This window comes from Anaerosporomusa subterranea (assembly GCF_001611555.1).
Classification (GTDB): domain Bacteria; phylum Bacillota; class Negativicutes; order Sporomusales; family Acetonemataceae; genus Anaerosporomusa; species Anaerosporomusa subterranea.
Map to the genome: position 1 here is coordinate 76096 of NZ_LSGP01000006.1, position 23146 is coordinate 99241.

Genomic DNA, 23146 nt, shown 5'->3' on the forward strand with positions numbered 1-23146 from the left:
AATGAAGGAGATAATTGTAGACTGTCAATAATAGATGGGATTTCTCAGTCTTCTCTAAGAATTAAATAATCGAAGTATCATTATCAAAGCTAAAAAGTAGAAGTATGATAATGATGATGATTATAATCCCACTTCCACCAAAACCATTCCCGCAGCCTCCAAAGCCACGACCCATAAAAACACACCTCCTAGCTTGAATCTAATTCATAATATGTTGAATGAAAGAAAACTGTTACGTTATAAAAGAACCCTAGCCAAAGGGGCAGGGCTGGAGTGGTGAGCGGAGTCATACCCTGAGCGATGTTTTTTAGTGCAAAAATTAAAATGCCCTGGTGTTAGGGCATTTTAACCGAAGGAGGAAATGCAGGAAATTACGAATGGACGGCGTGCCCTATTCTCACGCTATTAAATACAGCTAGAACTATCGTCGTTAAAACCGCAAAACAGAAGTAGTATGATGATGATGATTATAATCCCACTTCCACCAAATCCGTTTCCAAAACCACCAAAACCGCAATTACGACCCATATGTACACCTCCTAACTATTCTATGGTGTATTATATGGCAGAGGAAAGGATTTGGTTACTGCATTAAAAACCACCCACCCCGGAGGATGAGTATTTTATTTTTCCATAGTATGAATTATTTACAACTGATGTATATTACATTCATTTGCTCGCATCCGCTGAAAAGCAAACGGCCAGACCATGCAGAGAATCCTTGACAACTTTAAGCAAGAAATAAAAATTTCCACTGTTGCAAAAAATGATGTAACCGTTTATAATTTGGATACGTTACGGATCGTATCGTAATGTACTTAATAAAACTATCTAGTTAAAAGAAAGGGTTGTAACAATGAAGAATCTTAAATTAGAAACCGGAATTGGTTCCATACAGTGGTTTGTGTTTTTACTTGCCAACTCCTTAACGCTTCCTATTGTAATTGGTCAGGTCTTTAATCTTTCGGTTGTTGAAATTTCAGGATTAATGCAAAGAACATTTTTGGTTGTAGGTTTATCCTCTTTATTGTCAGCATGGCTAGGTCATCGACTGCCAATACCTGATGGTCCAGCAGGTATATGGCTTGGAGTATTCGTTATAATGGGACAAATGGCGGCAATGCAAGGATTGGGACAGACTGGAATTCTTCAATTATTGATGGGCGGGATGCTCGTAAGCGGAACGCTTCTGATTATAATTGGCTCACTAGGCTGGATGAATCGTATGCTTAAATTTTTTACACCGCTTGTCAATGGGGTTTACCTAATGATTTTAGCCTTTCAACTCGGTGGTGTTTTCTTAAAAGGAATGATTGGAATCAACAATGCATCAAGCCAAATTCATATCGGCAATGTCGTTGTTTCTTTTGCCGTATTTGCTTTAGTTCTTGCTCTCTCGATTTGGGGAAAAGGCTGGATGAAAAGTTATGCTGTTCTGATCGGAATGTTGGTTGGTTGGTTGGCTTTTGTTCTGGTTAATGGTGCACAGATGGTGCCCCCGTCATCAACTATAGTGTCAATTCCTAAAGTATTTTCATGGGGATTACCGCATTTGGACGTCGGTATGGTTATTTCCTCTATCATCGTCGCATTTGTTCTAATATCCAGTATTATCGCTAGTATTGCAGCTATGCAACAAGTACTCGGGGAAAGAGAGTCCGCAGCAGAGACTACCAGACAACTGAACGGTGAAAGAGGCAGTTTGAAAAACGGGGGGATTGTCGGCGGGGTAAACACGATCCTGTCGGCGGTATTTTCAACGGTTGGCGTTGTGCCATTCTCTGTCGCTGCAGGCTTTGTACGGATGACTGGTCAAAGCCGTATGTTGCCTTACTTTATTGCTTGCGTTACCTTGGTAGCTGTTTCGTTCTTGCCGGTGATATATTCCATGCTTTCACTGCTACCTGGTCCAGTTGCCTATGCTGCCATGTTTGCTTCTTTTACCCAAATGGTTGGTATCGGTTTGATCTCAGTTCTTAAAGAGCCACTCGACCAACGTCGGCTCACAATTTTGGGTGTGTCGCTATCTCTTGGAGTTGGTGTGATGTTTTTACCGCAAATAGTCTTTTCCACCTTGCCGACCGTCTTGCAATATGTACTCAGCAACGGTGTCATGGTCGGTATGCTCATTGCCCTGGTATTGGAACAAGTTTGGAAACCCTCATCCAAATAAAAACGTGCTCAATACTAACTTGTTTCAAACCCATCAGTTTTTGGTATAATGTTGAGGGTTAGAATTTTTTAATCTTGTCTGCAATCCCAAACATTCACATTAAGTGAGGAAATCGATATGAAAGATAAAAAACACATTTCATGTCACTCAGTAGGACGCCCTCGAAGCGAAGCATCCAGAAGGGCTATTATTGAAGCAACTATTTATTTACTGGAAAACAACGGATATGCAACCTTATCAATTGAAGGTATTGCTGCACAAGCAGGGGTGAGTAAGGCAACTATCTATCGCTGGTGGAAAAACAAAGCTGCTGTTGTTATGGATGCTTTCTTTATATCAATCACGCCCCAGATCCAGTTTCTCGATACCACATCAACTCGGGAAAACTTTCGGCGGCAATTACAAAGCCTTGCTAAGGTTTTCAATAGTACTATCGGACAAACTATGCTAACTATCATTGCCGAAAGCGGTAAAGACTCAGAAGTAGCTAGATCATTTTATTTGTCTTATCTTGCTCCTAACCGTTTAGCTGCAAAGAGATTCCTTGAACGAGGAATTGCACAGGGAGAAATTAACTCCTCGATTGATCAAGATGTAGCCTTGGACATGCTCTACGGACCTATATACTTTCTTGTGCTTATCTATAAAAAAGAATTGGATGAAACGTATATTGATACATTAGTAGACCAGGTATTGAGAGTGTTATTAAAAGAATAGGCATTAGAATCGAATAGGGGTAGGTCATTTGAGCGAAGATCTAAATACAGAAATTCTAGAAAATTAACCAAGGTTTGTATATGCAAAGATATTAGCCGTGCATCTATAATGAAGGCTATTGCTAGCGGTGCAGATACCTTGGAGAAAGTACAGAAAGCCACTGGAGCCGGTTCCGGCTCATGCGGTGGAAAAGATATACACCGAAAATAATCGAACTTTTACAAACTCAATAGCACTAATCGCAAAGTTAGCCCGTGGCATTACGCCACGGGCTAACTCAAGCTAGATATAAAATAGGACCAGGAGTTATGCAGTACGCACCTTCCCAGTCTTAAGTTTTCCTTCAGGGACCGTCTAAAAAGCATGCGCTCTATAGACGGTCCCTTTTCCTGCAACCCTATTATTGTTGTCCAGAGTGTCCAGAGCTGGATACTATAATTGTCCGCAAGTCCATTAATTTCAACCAAAAAATCATCTAAACTGGTCAGTTCGAAACCCTATACGTGTCCGCCAGTTCAGAGTACGCTTAGAAAGTGTCCGTGGGTCCAACGAATAAATGTCATTCTGAATAGCCAGGCAGTTTACGCACCCATCGTGTATCTGGTGACCAACTACCAATACCTTGTTCTGCGGCATAAAATAATGTAAAAATCTATATTACAAATACTTAGGATTGATCGAGTTAGAAGAACTAGTTGATGGATAGTTTCTTTCTACAACATTAAACAAAACTGATTCAACAAGGAGAGAATATCGTGAAAAAATATGACGTAGTTGTAATCGGTTCAGGTTCTGCCAATATAGTCTTAGATGCGGCTATTAGTCAGGGTTTGAGGTGTGCCCAAATAGAAAAGGGAAGGTTTGGGGGAACCTGCTTGACACGTGGTTGCATTCCCACAAAGGTTATGGTTACAGCGGCAGACTATATTAGAGAAATCGAAGACCTCCCGAAAATCGGCGTAGATGTTGCTCCGGCTCGTATGAATTGGGAAAAAGTATCTCAGCGCGTATGGCAAAAGATAAACGAGAGCAAGGACATTCTAGCCTATTATCAATCTTTGGATAATGTAGATGCATATCAAGGAACTGGCTATTTTACGGGAGAAAAAAAACTGCAAATAGCAATGAATGATGGTACCCTATCGGACGAATTCACAGCAGATAAGATTTTCATCGCTGTGGGGGCACGTACAAATATAACGCCCATTGATGGACTGGAAGAAGCCGGTTATCTTACTTCAGAATCGCTTTTTGGCGAAAAATATCCCCCAAATCCCTATAAAAGTTTAATCATCATGGGTGGAGGACCCATTGGCACTGAATTTGCCCACGTATTTGCCGCTACGGGAACAAAGGTCACTCTGGTACAGCGGAATGTTCGTCTGTTAATTAAAGAGGATGAAGAAATCTCTGCTCAAATTCTAAAGGAGATTCGCAATCTTGGAATTTCCGTATTTTTAAATCATATAGCAACTGCAGTAAGGGTAGCGAACGGAGAAAAAGTTTTAACCCTTGAAGATAGATTAACAGGTGAAACTACGGAAGTGCGTGCAGATGAAATCATGCTTGCATCCGGAATCCGTCCAAACACAGATACGTTGCATCTAGAAAATACATCGATCGAAACAGACAACTGCGGATGGATCCGTACGAATGAATTTCTAGAAACGAATGTAGAAGGTATTTGGGCCTTTGGCGATGTCAATGGAGAAGCTCCTTTTCGCCATAAAGCCAATTATGAAGCTGAGATAGTGACCCATAACTTATTTGGCGGGCATCAACCAGAAGATTGGCGTTGGGCCCGTTATGATGTTGTACCTGCCGTAACCTTTTCTTATCCCCAGGTAGCTCATGTAGGTCTGACAGAGCAGCAGGCTGTTCAGGCAGGTTACGATGTGGTCACAGCTAAACATCATTATTCATCAACTGCTAAAGGTTTTGCCCTGGGCTTTAATCCCGGCGATGAGCATGACGGATTTGTAAAACTGGTGGTAGATAAAAGCGCGAACACCATTTTAGGAGTACACATAATCGGGCCGCAAGCTTCCATCTTGCTGCAACCGGTTGTTAATCTTATGAATGCCGGTGAAACAAAAATCACCCCCATACACCCAAATATCGCGTCCAAAACGGTTAAAGAATTGCGCGAGTCCAGGCTAACCCGCAATTTAGATCCGCACTCCGTGATCAGTGTAGGCGAAACAATGACACCGCACCCTTCCTTATCAGAAGTTATCATGTGGATCCAGTATTATTTTGGCGGAAGATAAGCATCACTTCCTAAAAACCAAAGAATCCTGGAGTTACCAATAAAAGCAACTCCACCTGCAACCGCTGCATCTCTCAGAAGCATAGGGATCCGGACATCTTTTCGTCGTATTTGGTTGAAAGTGCAGATCTTTGCTCATCGGTCATTTTTTCTTTACGCTATTTTTCTTTAATTGTCTCTGGTTCCCCACCAACCTCGAGTTTTAGATTGTACGTGTCCGTACGCTTCCTCTCTAGCTCAGTAAATAACTGGCTGAATTCGGTCAAAAAGGGCACCTTACGCTTTACGTAAAGTACCCTTTTTGTCGTCTAAACGGATATTCCTGTTAGTCGAGACAGCTCCTGACGGTACTTGGAACCCCGCCATCGTACCGGAAAAGAGGGTCTTTAAAATTCCAATTTCGGTAAAGGATAAAGCGAACTGCATCTGCCATATTGGAAAAAAGATGTATAACATATCGGTAAAACCGTCATGTATAAAATGTGCCACCCCCCCGGTTAATAGCGCTCTTCTTTGTGCTGGGCTATGTATACAAGCACTTTTATTGTCCATCATCTCTCCTCGCCTACTATTTCACAATTACTTCTTTTATTCGGTTCGGACCCGCGATCAATATAACACTCTGCTTCCTGGACTGATGCTTGCCTGGCAATCTCTCCTATATCATCTATTTTGTACTCTTCGGCCGCTTTTTTCAAGGCATCAGAATATAGAATGGTTGAGCAAAATGTAGGATAATGCCCGCCAGGCCCTCGGCAGATTCTGTCACTTAACTTACATTGAGCACATTTACCATAATCGCCCATAATTAACTCTCCCTATTAGTAATTGATGTCTGATTTACCTAATGGTTATCTACCCTTTACTGAGAAGAACGAATCATTTCTTCGCTTACTTGTTGCAATTCATTCACCATATCTGTAATGGATTGTGTGGCTTTAGCATTTTCCTGGGCAATTATAGCCGTTTGCTGGGTATTACTAATAACTTCTCCAAACGAAGAATTCATTTGATCTAGCGTTAGGTTGATGCTCCTTACTGCATCAGTACTCTGAACGGATAATTTCCGTACTTCTTCAGCGACAACTGAAAAACCCCGACCTTGATCTCCAGCTCTTGCAGCCTCAATCGCTGCATTCAGTCCCAATAGGTTTGTTTGTTTTGCTATCTGGCGAATAATATCTAATATCTTATGGGTGTTTTTCACATCTTTTATGGCCTGGCTAGATAACTCCGTAACTGCCTGCATTGTAGCAGCTAATTCTTCTTGGGACGCATTTAACTCTTCAACTGTAGCAGCCACATTGTTAATTGCTTCATTAATACGGTGTGACTGTTTTATAAGAAGCTGATTTTTATTTTGTTTTTGAGCCTCAAATATCACTTTTTTTGCCATTCTGCTTATTGATTCAGGAGTTCCTTCCCTAGGGGGACTTGCAATAACGATATGGTCAGACCCCAAGCTATTTCCATACTTAGAGAATAGCAATGATCCCTTGCCTACATAACCCTCATTTCCAATAATATATTTGGCACAAGATAGCTTTTGCCTGATTAATTCCTCTCTAGTTTCTGTTTCAAATGCCACGACATTAACGTTTATGTGATTTATCTGGTATTCCTTAAAGTATTTCAAAATGACATCGGCGCCGCCTTGATTATTATTGAAAATGACTACGCTTTCGCCAGCAGGTATTTTGGCAATCTGTATGAAGAATATAGCAGGAGCACGCATTTCAATTGCACATACTTTTTCAGCGCCAAAATCATTAATAAATTCTTTTTCCCGGGTGCTATAACATACATAGATATCTGCCATCGTATTGCGATAATCGCCTAAAGTAGCCCTCTGTGTTACCACTAAGTCGCCCAGTGTACTTATGACTACTTTTTCAAGTTCATATGCAGCAGAATCATTTGGCCCCACTACAACAAGCTTTAATGACATGATCATTCCTCCATACGGAAAATTGCAGAATTTTACATGGAAGCAATACGAGTAGGGGAAGCCTCTGTCCACAATAGCGTCCTGATCATCGCCTGCAGACGTTCTTTGATTTCTGCAGTATCCTCGGAAATAGGGTGTCCGTCATTATCCTTCGTCGTTAGGCAAAAACCTGGAGCTGTTTACTTTTTGTTCGACGGTTATATACCCTGCAATCCGTACCATCTCATTCTCCTACCATGTTTCTCTCATACCTGTCTTACTTTAACGTGAAACGTTCCTCGCGATAAGGCAAGGAACGTTTCGCGTAATCCAACTTTATTTAATATACCTAACTTTCGGGTAAAGTGCTTCTAAAGCGGCATTTTTGCGCTCATTAAACGCTATCTTGTTCTGCTCAAAAATATTGTTTCCTTCTGCATCAATAGAAACAATTAGTGGTCCAAATTCTTTTACTCGACTGACCCATAATGCTTCAGGCATCCCCAGATCCATCCAGTGTTGGCTTTCTATTTCTTCTACGCACGTTGCAGCTACTACAGCACAGCCAGCGGGGAATACACAATGCAATGCTTTATGTTCCCTGCATCCTGCTTCTGTATTAGGCCCCATACCACCTTTACCAACAATTATTTTAACACCGGTTTGTTCAATGAATTCTTTTTCGAATTTCTCCATTCTCATGCTTGTAGTTGGTCCAATCGAAACCATTTCATATTTATCATCTGTACCTTCAATTTTTCGAACAATAGGACCTGCATGGAAAATAGCACCGCCTTTAAGATCTACCGGTAATTCGCGGCCCAGCTCGATAAGTCGTCTATGCGCTACGTCCCTGCAAGTAACAATATGGCCATTAAGATAGATAACATCGCCAATTTTAATATCTTTTAAGTCTTCGTCTGAAACAGGCGTATTCAGGATTTTTTTCATAACACAACCTCCTTATGAGTACTAGATTGGTAGCTTAAATCACTGTTAAATATGATAGTCCCCCGGCGATGCGCCCAGCAGCCAATATTAACTGCGCAAGAAATAACCGATGGATGACGGGCTGAATTCTCAATGTGCACTCCCATAACCGATTTTGTACCCGTTAATCCTTGAGGTCCAAGTCCTATAGAATCAATAGCTGCAGCCATTTCTTCTTCTAAAGCAGCTGCTTTTGGATTGGCATTGCGGCTTCCAAGCGGACGCATCAGTGCTCTTTTTGACATATAAGCTGCGGAATCAATAGAAGTGCCTATACCGAGGCCTATCAATAAAGGAGGACATGCATTCAATCCATAGGAGGTCATGATATCAAGAACAAACTTGACAACTCCTTCGTACCCTTCACCTGGCATTAAGGTTTTCCCTTGCCCTGGAAGCGAACACCCGCCGCCAGCCATGTATACGTCTAATTCTAATTTATCGCTATTCGGAATGATATCCCAGTATAGCCAAGGCGACTCTGTACCTGTATTGGTTCCAGTATTCACTTCATCAAATGTTTCAACTGAATTATGACGAAGAGGCGCTTCTTTCGTCGCGATAAATACTGCATCCTTCAGAACCTTTTTTAAGTCATCAATATAAGGAAACTTGGAACCAACCCGTACGAACATTTGAATTAAACCTGTATCTTGACAAGAAGGTCTGTCTAATTCCGCCGCTTGTTGTTGATTTTTTTCCATACATTCATAAATCATTTTTGCCATCGGCATTGTTTCGCTTTCACTAAGTTCTTTTAACTTAGCAGTTACATCACCTGGCAGTATCTTGCCAACTATGCCCACGAATTTTGCAATTTTTCCGGTAAGTTGCACCAAAGCTTCTTGGTTATCCATTTGTAATCCACTCCTTCTTTTTTACCAAATTCAATAACTTGACCTACCAAAGCCCGATAACCTTCCACCAAATAGAGCCCAAGCCTACCCATACAACCATATAGACAATTGACAAGATGAAACCAAGCTTCCAAAAAGTCCCCTGGTCAATATATCCTGCGCCAAAGTAGACAGGAGCAGGCCCTGTTGCATAATGTGTGAGACATCCCATGAGGTTTGACATGAATGCGAGAGATAACGCGGCGAGATATGGAGGAGCCCCAGCAGCCACCGCAACCGCAAGAAAAGCAGAGTACATGGCAGTTACATGGGCGGATAAACTGGCAAACCCATAATGACTATAGAGGTAAGCAAACAGCAAAATCGCCAACGCAGGGACCCATTCTACGCCTGTGAGCATTGCTCCGACGCTTTTGGCAAACCAGGGTATAAAACCTGTTTTATTGAGATAGTCTGCAAGGCCGACGAGACTGCCCATCCAAACCATCGTATCCCATGCGCCCTTTTCTTCAAGCACGTCTTTCCAGTCTAATACCTTTGTAGCCATCATTACAGATACCCCGAGCATGGCCACAACCGTAGCATCTAGTTTGGTAAACTGGGCCGTACTCCACAAGGTGAGAGCACCGACAAAAACACAGGCGATGATCTTCTCGGCTGTACTCATCGGTCCCATTTTTTCAATTTCCTTAGCGGCGATTACCTTTGCTTCTGGTGTTTTCGTTACCTCGGGAGGATAAATTTTGTAAAGAATATATGGGACTAAGGCAAGAGAAACAACGCCAGGAACGAATGCAGCCAGCGCCCATGTTCCCCAAGAAATGGCTACGTTTACTGTCTTGGCAGCTAAGAGAACCATTAATGGATTGGGAGCGCAAGATGTCATAAACATTGCCGATGTAACACAGTTACCTTGAAATGAGGTTTTCATCAGATAAGCGCCAACCCGTCGTGCGGAAGGACCAGGCTCTGAGTCAAAGGCAGAAGATAAGCTGCGCACGATAGGAAACATAATACCGCCGCCCCGAGCCGTATTCGACGGAGTGGCGGGACTAACGATCAAGTCACTCAATACCAGCGTATATCCCAACTTTAGTGTACTATCGCCGAAAGACCGGATTAGCATATAGGCGATACGTCGGCCTAGTCCTGTTTTGATAAACCCTTTGGCGAAAAGAAAAGCTGACACGATTAACCAAATTGTACCATTACTGAAACCCGATAATACCTCCGCTGGCTTTAAGACCCCTAACAGAGCAGTGAAGGTAATACTGATGAATGCGACTGATCCGATGGGCAAAGGCTGCAGAATAAAGCCCAGGATTGTCGCAACAAATATTGCCATCAGCTTCCATGCCTCTGGCTTTAATCCGACCGGCACGGGGATAAACCAGAGAATAACACCTACCGCGATCACAATAAGTCCACGTGTTAAGTTATTCATTACCCACTCCCCTTTAAAATTTCTTGTTGCCGCTTGAATCTTTTGGGTTTAGCATAAGAAAAGCGCAATGGTATAATTGATTTAATCAATGGCAGGAGAGGAGCTTATGGATTTACGACAACTTGAATATTTTCAAATGGTCGCAAAACTCAAAACCCCGCTCTGCCGATCCGTCTGTAGAAGCAGCCGTCAAGTGAATGAAAACAGACCAAGATTCCGAATCCCAGTAAACATTGAAAAACTTATTTCATCTGAGATAGCCTCACTCTCTCAAGCGCAGAGGGTGAAAGAGATAGAACAGAATATGCTTTCCAAAGGGTATCGTGGTACAGCCATAGACTTAGACTATGCTGATACAATGTCGGGGATTGAATTTGAAAAGTTATTAGGCAAAATATTCACAGCCCGTGGTTTTAAGGTCGACTTTACCTCCGTAACTGGCGATATGGGAGCAGACCTAATTATTGAAAAGCTTGGAGAGCGAACAGCGATTCAAGCCAAATGTTATAACAGTCTGGTATCGGGAGATTCGGTACAACAGGTTTTAGCTTCCAAAGCAATTTACAACTGTCAAAAAGCAATAGTTGTGACTAATTCGTATTTCACTAAAGGCGCAAAAGATTTGGCTGTGAATTCAACTCGAACAAGAGATAAAGTATACCAGGATTTAGCCCTCAAGCAAAACACAATACAAATCATTGGTAATTCTAAAGCAAATACACCGCCCAAGATGGACGGTGTATTTGCTTTATGCGACCTGCTCCTTACTTTGATCCTCTGCATCCTGTGTGCATTCATCAGTGTTGTTATTGCCAAAGTAACTGGATATCTCTCCATACAATTCCGTCCATTGCTCATCGCTTTCAGCCATAATCTGCTCGCCAATTTTTATGTACCGTTCAGTTTGCTTACGGCTTTCGGCAGTCCTTTATTTGCCTCAATTGATTCTATGGAAAGTATTTTCATCATATTACCGGCAGAAAACTTAAGGGCGTTTTTCAAGATATCAAACAGGCGACCGATACACCCCAGAGAATGCACATATAGATACTGGCAGTTTTGCCCCTCCACCAAAGAAAACACGCTCTCACCAGGAAGACTTTCATTGAGCTTCTTGAGTACCCTCATAAAAGCCAGATAACCATCGGGCAACGTATACCGCTGAAAGTGGATGATTTGGCTCTTTTCATAAAGCTCGGCGAGGAAATCCTCATTACGAATCACATCGTAGCTGCAGAATATGACGAATGGAATCCCTGCCTCCCAAGCCAAGTTCTGCAAGTACCGTATTTAATTTGTCATCGTCGGTAAATGCGGGACGCTAGTAATTGTCTTTTAATAACTGGATAATCGGGAAGGTTTGACATTAGGTTCAAACACTTAATTTTAATCATAAATACAAAAACTACCATCAAAAAATGGTAGTTTTTTTCTGAACCCTATTAATGTCCACGAGTCAAATGACCCTATTAATGTCCAGGACGACATTTATTCCGGTCAGTCACACATTTTATTACATATTTTTGTACTATATTGGTGGAGACGAGGGGATTCGAACCCCTGACCTCTTGAATGCGAACCAAGCGCTCTCCCGACTGAGCTACGCCCCCAACTATTACCTTATTATGTATTCGTGTAGAGATATTATTCTCCTTCTGGCCGGAAAAAGTTTTTTGTGAATTTTTTTTTGCAATTCTTTTCATCTTAGAACGGAGCGGGCAAGGACACCTCTATCGTTTGCCCCTTCTGCGAGAAGGGACTCTTGATCTACTTCTAATCGTCATTATCTGCCCCAACGATTAACAATAACCACTCCGCTGAGCGCCAGTACCCCGCCAGCCAGGGTAAACAGTGTTGGCATTTCTCCCAACCACAGCCAGGCAATCAGCACGGCCACCGGCGGTGAGAGATACAGAAAACTAGCCGCCCGCGACACAGGTACGATGGACAGGAAATAGGCCCAGCTTGCATAGGCGACCGCTCCAGGAAAGACGCCTAGGTAGACAACTGCCATTGAGGCGGAAAGCGGAGCGTCTGTAATCGCCCCGGTCAGACCAGGCAAGAAAACCAGCAGCGGTAGAGTGCCTGCCCAAACCAGATAGGCTGTTAATGGTAAGGCTGAGTAACGCTGCAGCAGTGGTTTTTGGATAACGATTGAAAGCGCAGACGCAACCGCTGCCACCAAAACCCATAACGCTCCCGCGTCAAAGCGCACTCCCTCGCCTTCACCCCAAGCGATGAGCGCAGCGCCGCCAAAGCTGACGACAATACCCAACCAGCCGAACGGAGTTACTTTTTCACGCAAAAACACCGCTGCTAAGACAGCTGTTATAACCGGCGTGGCATTGATCAAAAAGCTGGCCGCACCAGCAGATACGGTGACTTCGCCATAGTTGAGCGCAGTATGATACACCGTAATCCAAAAAAATCCAAGTAGAGCGATCCGCGGTACATCCTTGCGTTCGGGCAGCGGAATGCGCACTACGGCAGCATAAGCCGCCAGCGCCGCTGAAGCGCAGAGAAATCGGAACAGAGCCAAATGTCCAGGGCTAAATGCGGCCAAACCGGTGCGAATCCCTGCAAAGGCAGAGGCCCAAAGAATGATGGCGCATGCCATGGCGGCGAACGCTGCCGCCATATATCTCGATGCAGATACGCGCTCGCTGGCACTGGTCTCCGCCTGTGAATTTTCCATAATAACCTCCTTAGCAGTACCAAGAATCCTTTACTGCAGACACAGAGAATTTTGTTTTATCGTAACATAACTTAATTTAATAGGGAATAACTGAGCTAAATTTATTAAGTTATTGAAAAATGCCGAAATAAGTTATAACATAGGCGATACAACCTTTAAACTAGGAGGAAATATTTTGTTAGCAGCATTACTTCATGGAATAGTGTTAGCCTTCGGGTTAATCCTCCCTCTTGGCGCACAAAATGTATTTGTCTTTAATCAAGGCGCCTCACAACCAAGGTTTAGCGATGCAATTCCAGTTATCATTACAGCTTCACTTTGCGATACTTTACTCATTTTGTTAGCTGTATTAGGAGTTTCTGTCATTGTGTTAACAGTTCCCGTATTGCAAACAGCCATCTTTTCTATTGGAATAGTATTTCTAGTTTATATGGGGTACTCGATTTGGAAGAGTGATACTGCAAACTTTAACCAAAATGACGCAGCAATGCCAATAAAAAAACAAATTGTGTTTGCCATGTCAGTGTCGCTGTTTAATCCTCACGCAATTCTTGATACGATTGGTGTGATTGGAACGAGTTCACTAAACTACGCTGGTTCAGAAAAAGTGGCATTTACTGCTGCCTGTATTTTTGTTTCCTGGCTTTGGTTTCTAAGTCTTGCTGTAGTTGGAAAGATTGTAGGTAATTTTGACTCTGAAGGTAAAATTCTTAAAAGGATAAATAAAGTATCAGCAATAATCATATGGACTGTAGCCGTATATATTGCTATTCAGCTATACAATACATTCTGAAATCGGCAATTCATTTGATACTGAGATCATACATGGATTGATAGATAACTGAACTCCAACTAAAAAACGGACCAAAAAAATAGTAAAAATTAAAGCCGATGTTCCTTAGTGCAGGAAAATCGGCTTTCTTCATGTCCAAATTTGCTTCCACGTTGGTTGGTAGACCTCTACATGTTAATGCAGTCCGCCATGCCATCTGTGCACTCTGCGGTTATCGTCCCTTATTTCGTGCTTACGCTGCCGGTTTCTCCTGCTTCATAATGCTCCAAACCTCAGTCAACCTGTCGTCGCCGACGAAGTTCAGAGTTTGCTGTCGGCGAATGGCGTCAACGAGCACGTCGCGCACCGGTTGATAGGTATCAGTCAGATTCTGCGCATCTTTGAACATCGTAAAGCCATCACCGCCTGAGGCCATGAAATCGTTAGTCACAACTTTATATTTACCTTCCAGTTTCAGCGGTTTGCCATCACTCATGACCACTTCTACTACTCGCTTGCCTGCAGGCATCGATGCATCATAGATAACTTTGATACCAGCAAACTGCAGCATGCCAATCTGTTCATTGCGGATACCATATTCGAGAACGCTGAGAACTTGCGCCCCTGTCATTTCGGCAGTGACCAGGGTATTGTCAAACGGCATTACCTCATACAATTGACCCATAGTTACCGTGCCCATTGGAATGCTGGTTCTGAGACCGCCGCCGTTCTGCAGAGCGATATCGGCGCCGACCGCCTTTCTGATGACATCTGACGACCACTGCCCTAAGAGTGAGAGCTGTTTGCGATCATGGGACAAAGGATGGGTTGTTTTACCGAGAACGATATTTTTTACTGGATCAATTTCTGCTTTAGCTGCATCCAGTATTTTAGCTACACCAATATCAGCGGTCAGTATCGCCGGATCCATCTCAATCAGCGCAGCGCTCGATGCTAAGACTTGTTTCGATCCGGGGACATAGAGCAGCGAAATTTTGCCAACAGCGCGACCGTTGTAACGTGCTTGCACCACCGGTACATTTTGCGCCTTGATGGCATAGCCCTCGTGTGAGTGACCGGTAATCAGTGCATCAACACCAACGCTTTTTTCGATAAATTCAGCTGCCTCACCAGTCAGAGCGCCGTTCTGCTGGTCAATTGCACCGCCGAGATGTGACAGTACGATAACAATGTCAGCCTGACGCTTCAGTTCTGGCAGCAGTTCGCGAAAAGTTGCCGCCGGATCGGCAAACGTCAGCCCGCTGACTAGCTTAGGGCTGGCCTTATAAGCAGACTCCGGTGTTGCCATGCCGACAATCGCAATTTTAACACCCTGTTTTTCAATGAGCATGTATGGCTTGGCAAAATCAGCAGCTTTGTTCGTCTTATTGTCAAGAATGTTGGCAGCAACAAATGGAAAGCGCGCTTGCTTGGCGCGAACTTTCAGAGTATCAATTCCCCAGTCAAATTCATGATTGCCGAGAGTCATCGCGGTAAAGCCAATGTTGTTCATAACATCAACCACAGTTTTGCCATATAAAAGATTGGAGTCCGGACTACCCTGGAACATGTCGCCCGCGCTGAGGATCAGCGTTCCCTCAGGATTCTTCGCCCGCTCTGCGCGCAACCATCCGGCTAGCTTTGCCGCGCCGGGATTTTTTCCAGCTTCAGCCAATGCGCCGTGATAGTCGTTAACTGTCAAAATATCAACTTGAACGTACGAAGGCGCAGCGGCTACCGGCAATGCAATAGACAAAACCAACAACAAGGCCAACACAAGGATAGAGGGGCGGGAGTACAGGTTTCTCACGAGTTCCACATCCTTTCTCTTTTTGCTTTCGCAAGAACGAAGTTACGTTTACCACAGCGTACACAGAGGATCTGTTGAGGAGGGAGTTATTATTGTACAGTGCGCAGGACATGCGCATATTTTTTTGTGTATTCCCTTTGCGCAGGCGCACAGCGGCCTTTACACAATCGCTAGCCTCCGCGGGTGTACCCTCTGCGCACCCTCAGCGCACTCTGCGTACTCTGCGGTTAGAATCTCCAGTAGCCCTCTCTGCGGTTAGCGTCCTCCATCAATCTCACTCAACTGGCACCGCTTCCCGCCGGCAGAAAGAATAGATAAACTTTTCCTTCACCGGCTGGCCGATGATGGCTGTCACCGCTTCCGCGTACAGAGAGAGCTGCACCGCGTAGCGCTCGGCAAGCTGCCTGGCATCGGCTGTATAGTCAGTTTTATAATCAAGCAACACCAAGCCGTCTGCTTCAGCAAACAGACAATCTAGTGTCCCTTGCACAAATACGCTGTCACCGCTGCCTTGAGTTGCTGGCGCGAACCGTTCGGCAGGCAGCATCAGGCTAAACGGCAGTTCTTTCTTGACCCAGAGAGCCTGCTGCAGTCTCTTGCCTAAATCGCTGGTAAAAAATGCAGCTACCGCGTCAATGTCTACTGCCGCAGCTTCCTCTGGCAGCAGAAACTCCGCCGCTGTCATGAATTCCACTTGTCGGGCAATGTCGGCTTTGGTTAGGCCTAATTGGGGCTGGATGCGCTGCATGACTAAATGAGTCACTGTACCGAGTTGCGCACCAGTCAACTTCTTTTCGCCGGTAAAGCGGGGCCGGGAATACAGTGTCGGTGTATACAACAGTTTTGCCTCCGCTGCGGTTTCTGCCATCCGGCGCTTGATTTCCGTAACTGTCAGCTTGGCCGGCTGACCGACTACAGCCGAATACGGGTATTGCCAATTCAATATCCGCCGAATCTCGGCGGCATCGCTGCTCACAGAAACCGGCTGTAATTGCCGCATCTGTTGCCAAAGGTCGGATTCCTGTTCGCCCTCGGCCTGATCACTGCCAGTATCTGGCGTGAAATCGAGAGTAATCTGCCAGCACGAACTATTAGTATCGATTTCCAGTCCTTCCGGAGTAGCATTATCGGTTATGCCTGCCGCTTCCCGCAGTGGAGCGCCGTCAGGATGGCGAACCAAGGCAGGGACAATCCAGTCGAGATATGTCTTGGCGGCGGCAGTTTGCGCTTCTGGCAGAGTCCGCGCGCCTAAAGTTGCTGATTCGGCCCAGGCTATGCACTTAGCCGCCAGATCCCGGGCTGAACCAACCAGAATCAGCCTTTCTCTCGCCCGTGTCAGGGCAACATAGAGTATCCGCAGTTCCTCCGCTTTGGTTTCACGGCGAAGCTGCTGTGCAATCGCCCACCGTGCCAGCGTCGGATAGCGATAGCCTTGATTTGGCAAGGTGACATAGGGTCCGATTCCCCAATCGCGGTGACACAGCACCAACTCACGGGTATCGCTAAGGTTAATTTCCTTGCCAATATCAGCGACAAACACGACCGGGAATTCCAGTCCCTTGCTTTTATGGATACTCATGATCCGTACAACATTTTCGTTTTCACCCAAGGCACGCGCTACCGCAAGATCAGCACCCCGTGCGGTGAGCGCTTCGATGAAGCGGAGAAAGCGGAACAAGCCTCGATAGTTGGTTGCCTCATATTGACGGGCCCGGTCGAACAGGGCCCGGAGATTTGCTTGGCGAAAGGCGCCGCCAGGCATGCCGCCAGCATAATCATAAAAGCCAGTCTCTTCATAAATCAGCCACAGCAATTCCGCCACGCTGCGCCGCCGGGCCAATGAGCGCCAGCGAGCGATAGTGGTGATAAAAGCGGCCGTCTTCTCTTTAAGCAGGGGCTGTTGAGTTTCCTCTTGAGCCATTGACAGCAGCAAATCCCATAGATCGCGGTGATGTTCCTTGCCACCATCAGCGACTCGCAGCAACGCCAGCTCTTGACCGCTGAAATGGAACAACGGCGAGCGCAGTACTCCCGCCAGATGGATGTCTTGGCGGGGATTATCCAGTATCTGCAATAGGGAAACAATGATGCCAACCTCTGTTTCCCGGAAGTAACCTGTATCCATGTCCGCATAGCAAGGAATGCCAGCCGCCCGCAACAGGTCAAGCATTGGCTGTGCCTTTCCCTGAACCGACCGCAATAAAATGACAATATCCCGCCACCCTAATGGCCGGTAGCCTTTCGTCTCTTTATCATAGACCTGATGCCCGCCCTGCATCAGTTGGTTAATACGGCTAGCAATCCAGGCAGCTTCGCGGCTAAACGAGTCCAGCGCAGCGCTGCCGTCATGGCTTGATTGTCCAGCCGCAGGGTCAGACTCAGATTCAGTGACCACAGCTTGCTCTGCTTCTGTATCCTGAGGGCGGCGTTCCAGGAGATGCAGTTCCACCCCGGCCAGACTATCCGCGCACGGCGGGTAGTCGAGTCCGGGATTCAAGCGTTCAGCCTCACCGTAGTCAAGCTCGGCGACCGCTTCGGTCATCAACTGACCAAATAAGAAATTAGACGCATGCAGCACGAGCGCCCGGCTGCGAAAATTGGCAGCCAGGTCGATGCGGCGGCAAGGTCCAATGCCCTCTGACGGGTAAGAGCGGTATTTTTCCATGAACAATCGCGGCTCAGCTAAACGGAACCGGTAGATGCTTTGCTTGACATCGCCGACCATGAAGCGGTTCGGCGGGTCGTCACGAGTCAGGAGCACGAGTATCGTTTCCTGCACGCCATTGGTATCCTGGTATTCATCCACCAACACCTCGGCGAAACTTTCCCGCATCTGTAGGGCCGCGGCTGACGGCTTGGGATCACCGGGAGAGCTAGATTCATCAAGCAGGACAGCTAAACAAAAATGCTCTAAGTCGCTGAAATCAAGCACACTCTTTTTACGCTTTGTCTGAGAGAATGCCGTGGAAAACGCGATAACCAGCTGCGCCAACGCGCTGACCAGCGGGGTAAGCCCCCGCATATCTACAATCAAATCGGCACCGCTGCGGGCGAAATAGCTGTCTCGAATTCCGTTAACAGCCTTCTTCACCGCATCACGCCGCGATTTAAAGTACTCTCTACGGTCTTCGTCACCACCACGTACGGTTTTGAGTTTAACGAAATCCAGCCCGACAAAGGCCTGTTCCAGTTTCGCCCAGGAAAGGCGGGCAGCCAGGATGAGTTCACCAATTATTTCACTGTCGGCGGCAAATGTCTCAGCATAAGCGCCAAAGTCGGGATCAGCTTCTGCTTCTCTGATCAGTCGATCCAGCGCCCAGGCCCGATTCTCCAGTTGGAGCAGAATTTCCTGCCGCAAAAGGTTCGACCAAGGCGTATCATCAACGCCTGTCTCTGCCGGCAAATCAAACCGGCTGGCTAGCTGGCGCAGCCAGTGTTCAGGCCAGGGATGGCTGCGGGAAAATTCGTAGAGATTAAGCACCAACTGCATCAGCGTATCGTCACCGTCGGCGTCAGCGTAGTGGTCGATCAATAGGCTGAACCCCGGATCATCTGCCTCATAGCAATCGGCAAAGACTTGCTCTAGCACATCAGCTTTCAGCAGTTCCATTTCAGCTGCCGCGCCGACACGAAAGCCGGGATCAAGGTCAAGCAAATAAAAATACTTGCGTACGACAGACTGACAAAATGAATGGATAGTCGAGATATTAGCCGAATTTAACAGAGCCGCCTGTCTGGCTAAACGGCGGGAAAACTTCTGTTGCTGCATGGCAGCAATCCGGGCGGCGATACGGGATCGCATTTCGGCGGCAGCCGCGCTGGTAAACGTCACAACCAACATACGGTCAACGTCGATCGGCTCCTCGCCCTGCGGGCCAGGCATGGTAATTTGATGAATGATGCGTTCTACCAGCACCGAGGTTTTCCCTGAACCAGCAGCAGCCGCAACCAATAAATTGCAGCCCCGGGTTTCAATGGCTTGGATTTGTTCGGACGACCAACCCACTACCTACCCCTCCTTCCCGATCAGGCTAAAAATCGTATCATCATCAAGCAAAGGTAGTTTGGCAAAGTCATTATCAGCCAGCATCCGATCAAATTGGCAGACTGGCCGGAACCGGCAGCGCTCACAAGCGGTTCGACCAGCCAAGTCATACGGTCGCAGATCAATATCACCACTGAGAATTCCTTTGGCTGCTCGCTGACATTGCTGCTCCACATGGTGCATCAACAGCGTGAACTGTTCCTGATCTTTTAAATAATGAGCAGTTTGTTTATAGAAGGTTCCCTTGTCTGGGTTAAAGCCGATCTTCAGAAACTGCGAGTACTGACGGATATTTGCGTCAAGCAGTTTCACAATGTCCGGATCAGCCAACACCCAGCCAGGCATTTTCATCTGCGCGTTGAGCTTTTCTGCCACTTTGTCCGGTGGCAGGAACGTAGACCCAGTCACGCTGGGCCGTTTGAGAAAATAATACAGCACTCCCGCCGGCAGGCAGTCAGGCGCCCCTGTCAGCAGTTCACCTAACCGGCACGAAGCCAACAGATACAGCAAAAGCTGCAGCTTCAAGCCATGGTACACATCCAGCAGCTCCAACCAAGCGCCACCTGATTTATAATCAATGACTAGAAAATACTTTTTGCCATTGTGTTCGGCGCAGTCTAAGCGGTCAATCTGACCGGCCAACTCAAGCTCGATGCCATCTTCCAGTTGCAGCAAAATCGGCGGCAGCGAGTCGCCGCCTAGTCCAAAGGATTGCTCCAGCGCGATCGGCTTAAACGAACTCCCGCGGTCGAATTCCACCAGCCGCCAAATGACAGTTTCGGCAGTACGCCGGATTCGCCCCTGAATATGCCGATACTGTGCGTTTGACAACAGGATCTCATTTTGCAGTTTCGGGGCAAGCTCGCCGACAATCGATTCACACAGCGAGGCGGTCTCATCCCGGCTCAAATCGCCCCAGTTCCGGCCAGACTGATTCACCGCTTCGCCAAACGACTTGACGACCGCATGCAGTAGCAGTCCCATGCCAGGCGGTTCCAGTTTGAAAACCTGGCGTTCCCGCAGCTTCAGGCCAAAGCGGGCAAAATGCTGAAAGGGACAGGAATAAAACGATTCAAACGCAGTTACGCTGCCACGCAGACGCGACCCACGCGATAGCCAGAGCTGTCTGGCTAGCTGAGGATCAAGCTGAGTTTCGCTATTTGAGTGAAACAGCCCGGATAGCGCCAATCGCAATCCCGCTTTCCGTTCTTCATTTTCAAGACAGACATTATATACGTCAAGCCACACCGGACTAAGGTCTTCCGGTTTACCGCCCGATTGGCGCAAGCTAACCGCCAGTGCCGAAGCCGCCCGGCGCGGATGGGCAATAAACGATTTTTCCTCTCCCGGCAGTGGCTCGAGCCGCAGGGATCGCACCGAAAATCCGGGGTTAGAGCCGCCCTGAACTCTCAGCTTGAGCTCGTTGACTGCCTGGGAAAGCTGCATTCCTTTACCCTCTTCATCAGCCAAGGAATAACTGACCCACAAGTATTCACTGGCCCTCGTTAACGCGAAATAGACCAGATAGGTCTCCGCAAAGGCCTCAGCAGCCGCACCTGGCGCCAGCTCGACTCCCATCCCCTTCAGCAACAGGCGTTCTTCATCACTAAATAGACTGTCCACCTTACCGCGTCTCGGCAAAACCCCTTCATTGACTCCTGGCAGATAGACGGCTTTGGCTCTAAGCAGACGCGTCCGGTCAAGCGAAGTGACTGTAACATGATCCAGCCCTGACGGAATCAGCCCTAAGGTCAATCCCTCAAGACCTTCACCCAGTATTTCGCCATACTCTTCAAGCGTCATTGCCTGATCGCCACAACAATCAACCAATTCATCAAATAGACCAATAATTGCATTCCAAAGCTGGCTGTGTTCTTCAGCCAGCGCCAAATCACCCGCCGCCTCAGCCTCTTTCGCCCAGGCTTCTAAGGTTTGTGGGGCGTTGATCGCAATCAGGAAGCCAAATAGCTTGCCAGTATACTCAGCCGCCGTTTTCGACCGGCGGCACTCGGCAGCTAGAGCAGCAAGCGGTGCAATCGCCTGGCGGCGGATGGTGTTCACCGTATCAAGATATTGTTGCCCCGCCGCGTCAGGCTGTTCATCTTCATCCAGCGACCAGCGGCGCATGAACCGCCAGTCTTCTTCCTGCAGCCAACGCTTGCCGCGAATACCAAACTCTAACACGTAATTTTCCAATAGATCAATTTGTTCATCAGATAAAGGAAATAAGCCTGTTTTCAACGCACGAAATACCGGCTCATAATCCCAGCGTTCAACAATAGCCTCGACTGACGACCGCAGTACTTCTGCCAGCGGATGATGCACAGCCGGGCGGCGGCGATCCTGAAAACAGGGAATACCGTAATCAGCAAATACAGTGGCGATGATGTCAGAGTAAATTGCTTCATCTCGCACCAGGACTGCCGTATCTCGCCAGCGGTAGCTCTTGTCCCGACATAAGCGAATAATATCGCGGGCGATCCCCTCAATCTCAGCCCTCCGGTTAGCTGCTTCAACGATAACAATGTCCTCTGTTTGAGCAATTTGTTTAGAGGGGGCTTCACCCTTCACCCCTGCTAGTGACTGTTCAATATAGGTCAGTAACGAACTAGCTGCAAACCGGCCCGGACTGCGGACCTCCTGCGCCTCAAACGACAATTGATTATCCTTGGCCAGCTGTTTGATGAGAGCCGCCGTCACTGCCTGGCGGTAAAATAAATCGACCTCCTGTTTATCTTCAGCCTCATGCCGGTCCAGACACAAGGTTATGGTCAAGTTCTCTGCTACGTTAGCCAGTGCGCCGAGTACACCATATTCTTGTTTGGTAAACCAATCAAACCCATCAACAAATACAGTAGAACCACGCAGGCTGGAGCGAGAAATCTTGTGCAGCAGCATACCCAGATAGTCCTGCGGATCGGCGTAGCGCCCGGCGATTAACCCCTCGTATGAGGCATAAACAGCGGCTAGATCAGACAGTTTCGAGCCAAGCGGTGAATTGGACGCTTGTACCGCCGCCTCGGCCAGAGCCCGGGGGTTAACGCTGTAGGCCTTGAACTCGCTAATCAGAGAGGCCATGGTCTGTGCAAACGTTCGCTGGTGAGCTGCTTGCCGAAATACAGTCAGTTGATCCTCATTATCAGCCAATGCCTGGCGCAGAATCATGCGCTTTGATAGGTCGCTTAGCTGCGGCCGGGCTGCGCCGCCGGTCTCCATCAGCACAGAATGAGCCAGCCGACGAAAGCCATAAACATGTGCACGGCAAAAACCGCCGCCGCGAGCTAACTCCCGTTCGGCCTCAAAGGTGGCTTGCTCAGGGGTAAGAAGAATCAGCGGCGGCCCTAGTGGGTCACGCCGCATCAAGTCTCGTATTTCTTTCAAACAGGCCGAAGTCTTGCCAGACCCGGCCCGGCCATATAAAAGTCGGATGCCCACGGTAACCCTCCC

General features: G+C 46.8%; 15 protein-coding genes and 1 tRNA gene. 6 read left to right on the forward strand and 10 right to left on the reverse strand.

Annotation, left to right across the window (positions count from 1 at the left end):
- The first annotated feature begins 856 nt into the window (after nucleotides 1-856).
- The 4 genes from AXX12_RS02520 to AXX12_RS02530 all read left to right on the forward strand — a co-directional run bounded on the left by AXX12_RS02520 (nucleotide 857) and on the right by AXX12_RS02530 (nucleotide 5160).
- Complete coding sequence (locus AXX12_RS02520; RefSeq protein WP_066237690.1) at nucleotides 857-2173, forward strand: purine/pyrimidine permease; 1317 nt, start codon at nucleotides 857-859, stop codon at nucleotides 2171-2173.
- A gap of 117 nt (nucleotides 2174-2290) precedes the next feature.
- A complete protein-coding gene (locus AXX12_RS02525; RefSeq protein ID WP_066237693.1) occupies nucleotides 2291-2890 on the forward strand; it encodes a TetR/AcrR family transcriptional regulator in 600 nt (199 codons plus the stop codon).
- 108 nt (nucleotides 2891-2998) lie between these two features.
- The gene (locus tag AXX12_RS19745; protein WP_231881761.1) at nucleotides 2999-3100 is read left to right on the forward strand and encodes a (2Fe-2S)-binding protein; all 102 of its coding nucleotides are present in this window, start codon (nucleotides 2999-3001) and stop codon (nucleotides 3098-3100) included.
- A gap of 545 nt (nucleotides 3101-3645) precedes the next feature.
- Nucleotides 3646-5160, forward strand: coding sequence for a dihydrolipoyl dehydrogenase family protein (locus AXX12_RS02530; protein WP_066237696.1), 1515 nt, complete (start codon nucleotides 3646-3648; stop codon nucleotides 5158-5160).
- A 275-nt stretch (nucleotides 5161-5435) separates the two neighbouring features.
- On the opposite strand, the gene AXX12_RS02535 is transcribed toward AXX12_RS02530, so the two are convergent.
- The 5 genes from AXX12_RS02535 to AXX12_RS02560 all read right to left on the reverse strand — a co-directional run bounded on the left by AXX12_RS02535 (nucleotide 5436) and on the right by AXX12_RS02560 (nucleotide 10377).
- Entirely contained in the window at nucleotides 5436-5714 is a 279-nt protein-coding gene (locus tag AXX12_RS02535) for a hypothetical protein (RefSeq protein WP_231881763.1), read from the reverse strand.
- Between the two features lie 307 nt (nucleotides 5715-6021).
- Complete coding sequence (locus AXX12_RS19955; RefSeq protein ID WP_066237706.1) at nucleotides 6022-7107, reverse strand: methyl-accepting chemotaxis protein; 1086 nt, start codon at nucleotides 7105-7107, stop codon at nucleotides 6022-6024.
- A gap of 315 nt (nucleotides 7108-7422) precedes the next feature.
- A complete protein-coding gene (gene ttdB / locus AXX12_RS02550; protein ID WP_066237709.1) occupies nucleotides 7423-8037 on the reverse strand; it encodes a L(+)-tartrate dehydratase subunit beta in 615 nt (204 codons plus the stop codon).
- Nucleotides 8034-8933 (reverse strand): L(+)-tartrate dehydratase subunit alpha, encoded by a 900-nt coding sequence (ttdA, locus tag AXX12_RS02555; RefSeq protein WP_066237711.1) that lies wholly within the window; start codon nucleotides 8931-8933, stop codon nucleotides 8034-8036. Before ttdA ends, ttdB begins: the two co-directional genes overlap by 4 nt.
- Nucleotides 8934-8976: 43 nt before the next feature.
- Nucleotides 8977-10377 (reverse strand): anion permease, encoded by a 1401-nt coding sequence (locus AXX12_RS02560; protein WP_066237714.1) that lies wholly within the window; start codon nucleotides 10375-10377, stop codon nucleotides 8977-8979.
- Between the two features lie 106 nt (nucleotides 10378-10483).
- Between AXX12_RS02560 and AXX12_RS02565 the strand changes: the two genes are divergently transcribed.
- Nucleotides 10484-11518: a restriction endonuclease gene (locus AXX12_RS02565; RefSeq protein WP_066237717.1), complete on the forward strand. Its 1035-nt coding sequence runs from the start codon at nucleotides 10484-10486 to the stop codon at nucleotides 11516-11518.
- A gap of 393 nt (nucleotides 11519-11911) precedes the next feature.
- Here the strand turns inward: AXX12_RS02565 and AXX12_RS02570 are convergent.
- Nucleotides 11912-11987, reverse strand: a tRNA-Ala gene (locus AXX12_RS02570).
- Nucleotides 11988-12160: 173 nt separating this feature from the next.
- Nucleotides 12161-13072, reverse strand: coding sequence for a DMT family transporter (locus tag AXX12_RS02575; protein ID WP_197470626.1), 912 nt, complete (start codon nucleotides 13070-13072; stop codon nucleotides 12161-12163).
- A 175-nt stretch (nucleotides 13073-13247) separates the two neighbouring features.
- Between AXX12_RS02575 and AXX12_RS02580 the strand changes: the two genes are divergently transcribed.
- A complete protein-coding gene (locus AXX12_RS02580) occupies nucleotides 13248-13865 on the forward strand; it encodes a LysE/ArgO family amino acid transporter (RefSeq protein ID WP_066237720.1) in 618 nt (205 codons plus the stop codon).
- A gap of 232 nt (nucleotides 13866-14097) precedes the next feature.
- Here the strand turns inward: AXX12_RS02580 and AXX12_RS02585 are convergent, their stop codons facing one another.
- The 3 genes from AXX12_RS02585 to addB form a co-directional block, all read right to left on the reverse strand.
- Nucleotides 14098-15654 carry a bifunctional metallophosphatase/5'-nucleotidase gene (locus AXX12_RS02585; RefSeq protein ID WP_066237723.1) on the reverse strand — a complete coding sequence of 519 codons (1557 nt, stop codon included), beginning with the start codon at nucleotides 15652-15654 and terminating at the stop codon, nucleotides 14098-14100.
- A 274-nt stretch (nucleotides 15655-15928) separates the two neighbouring features.
- On the reverse strand, nucleotides 15929-19660 hold the full coding sequence (gene addA, locus AXX12_RS02590) for a helicase-exonuclease AddAB subunit AddA (RefSeq protein ID WP_066237726.1): 3732 nt from the start codon (nucleotides 19658-19660) through the stop codon (nucleotides 15929-15931).
- A gap of 3 nt (nucleotides 19661-19663) precedes the next feature.
- The gene (gene addB, locus AXX12_RS02595) at nucleotides 19664-23134 is read right to left on the reverse strand and encodes a helicase-exonuclease AddAB subunit AddB (protein WP_066237729.1); all 3471 of its coding nucleotides are present in this window, start codon (nucleotides 23132-23134) and stop codon (nucleotides 19664-19666) included.
- Nucleotides 23135-23146: the final 12 nt, after the last annotated feature.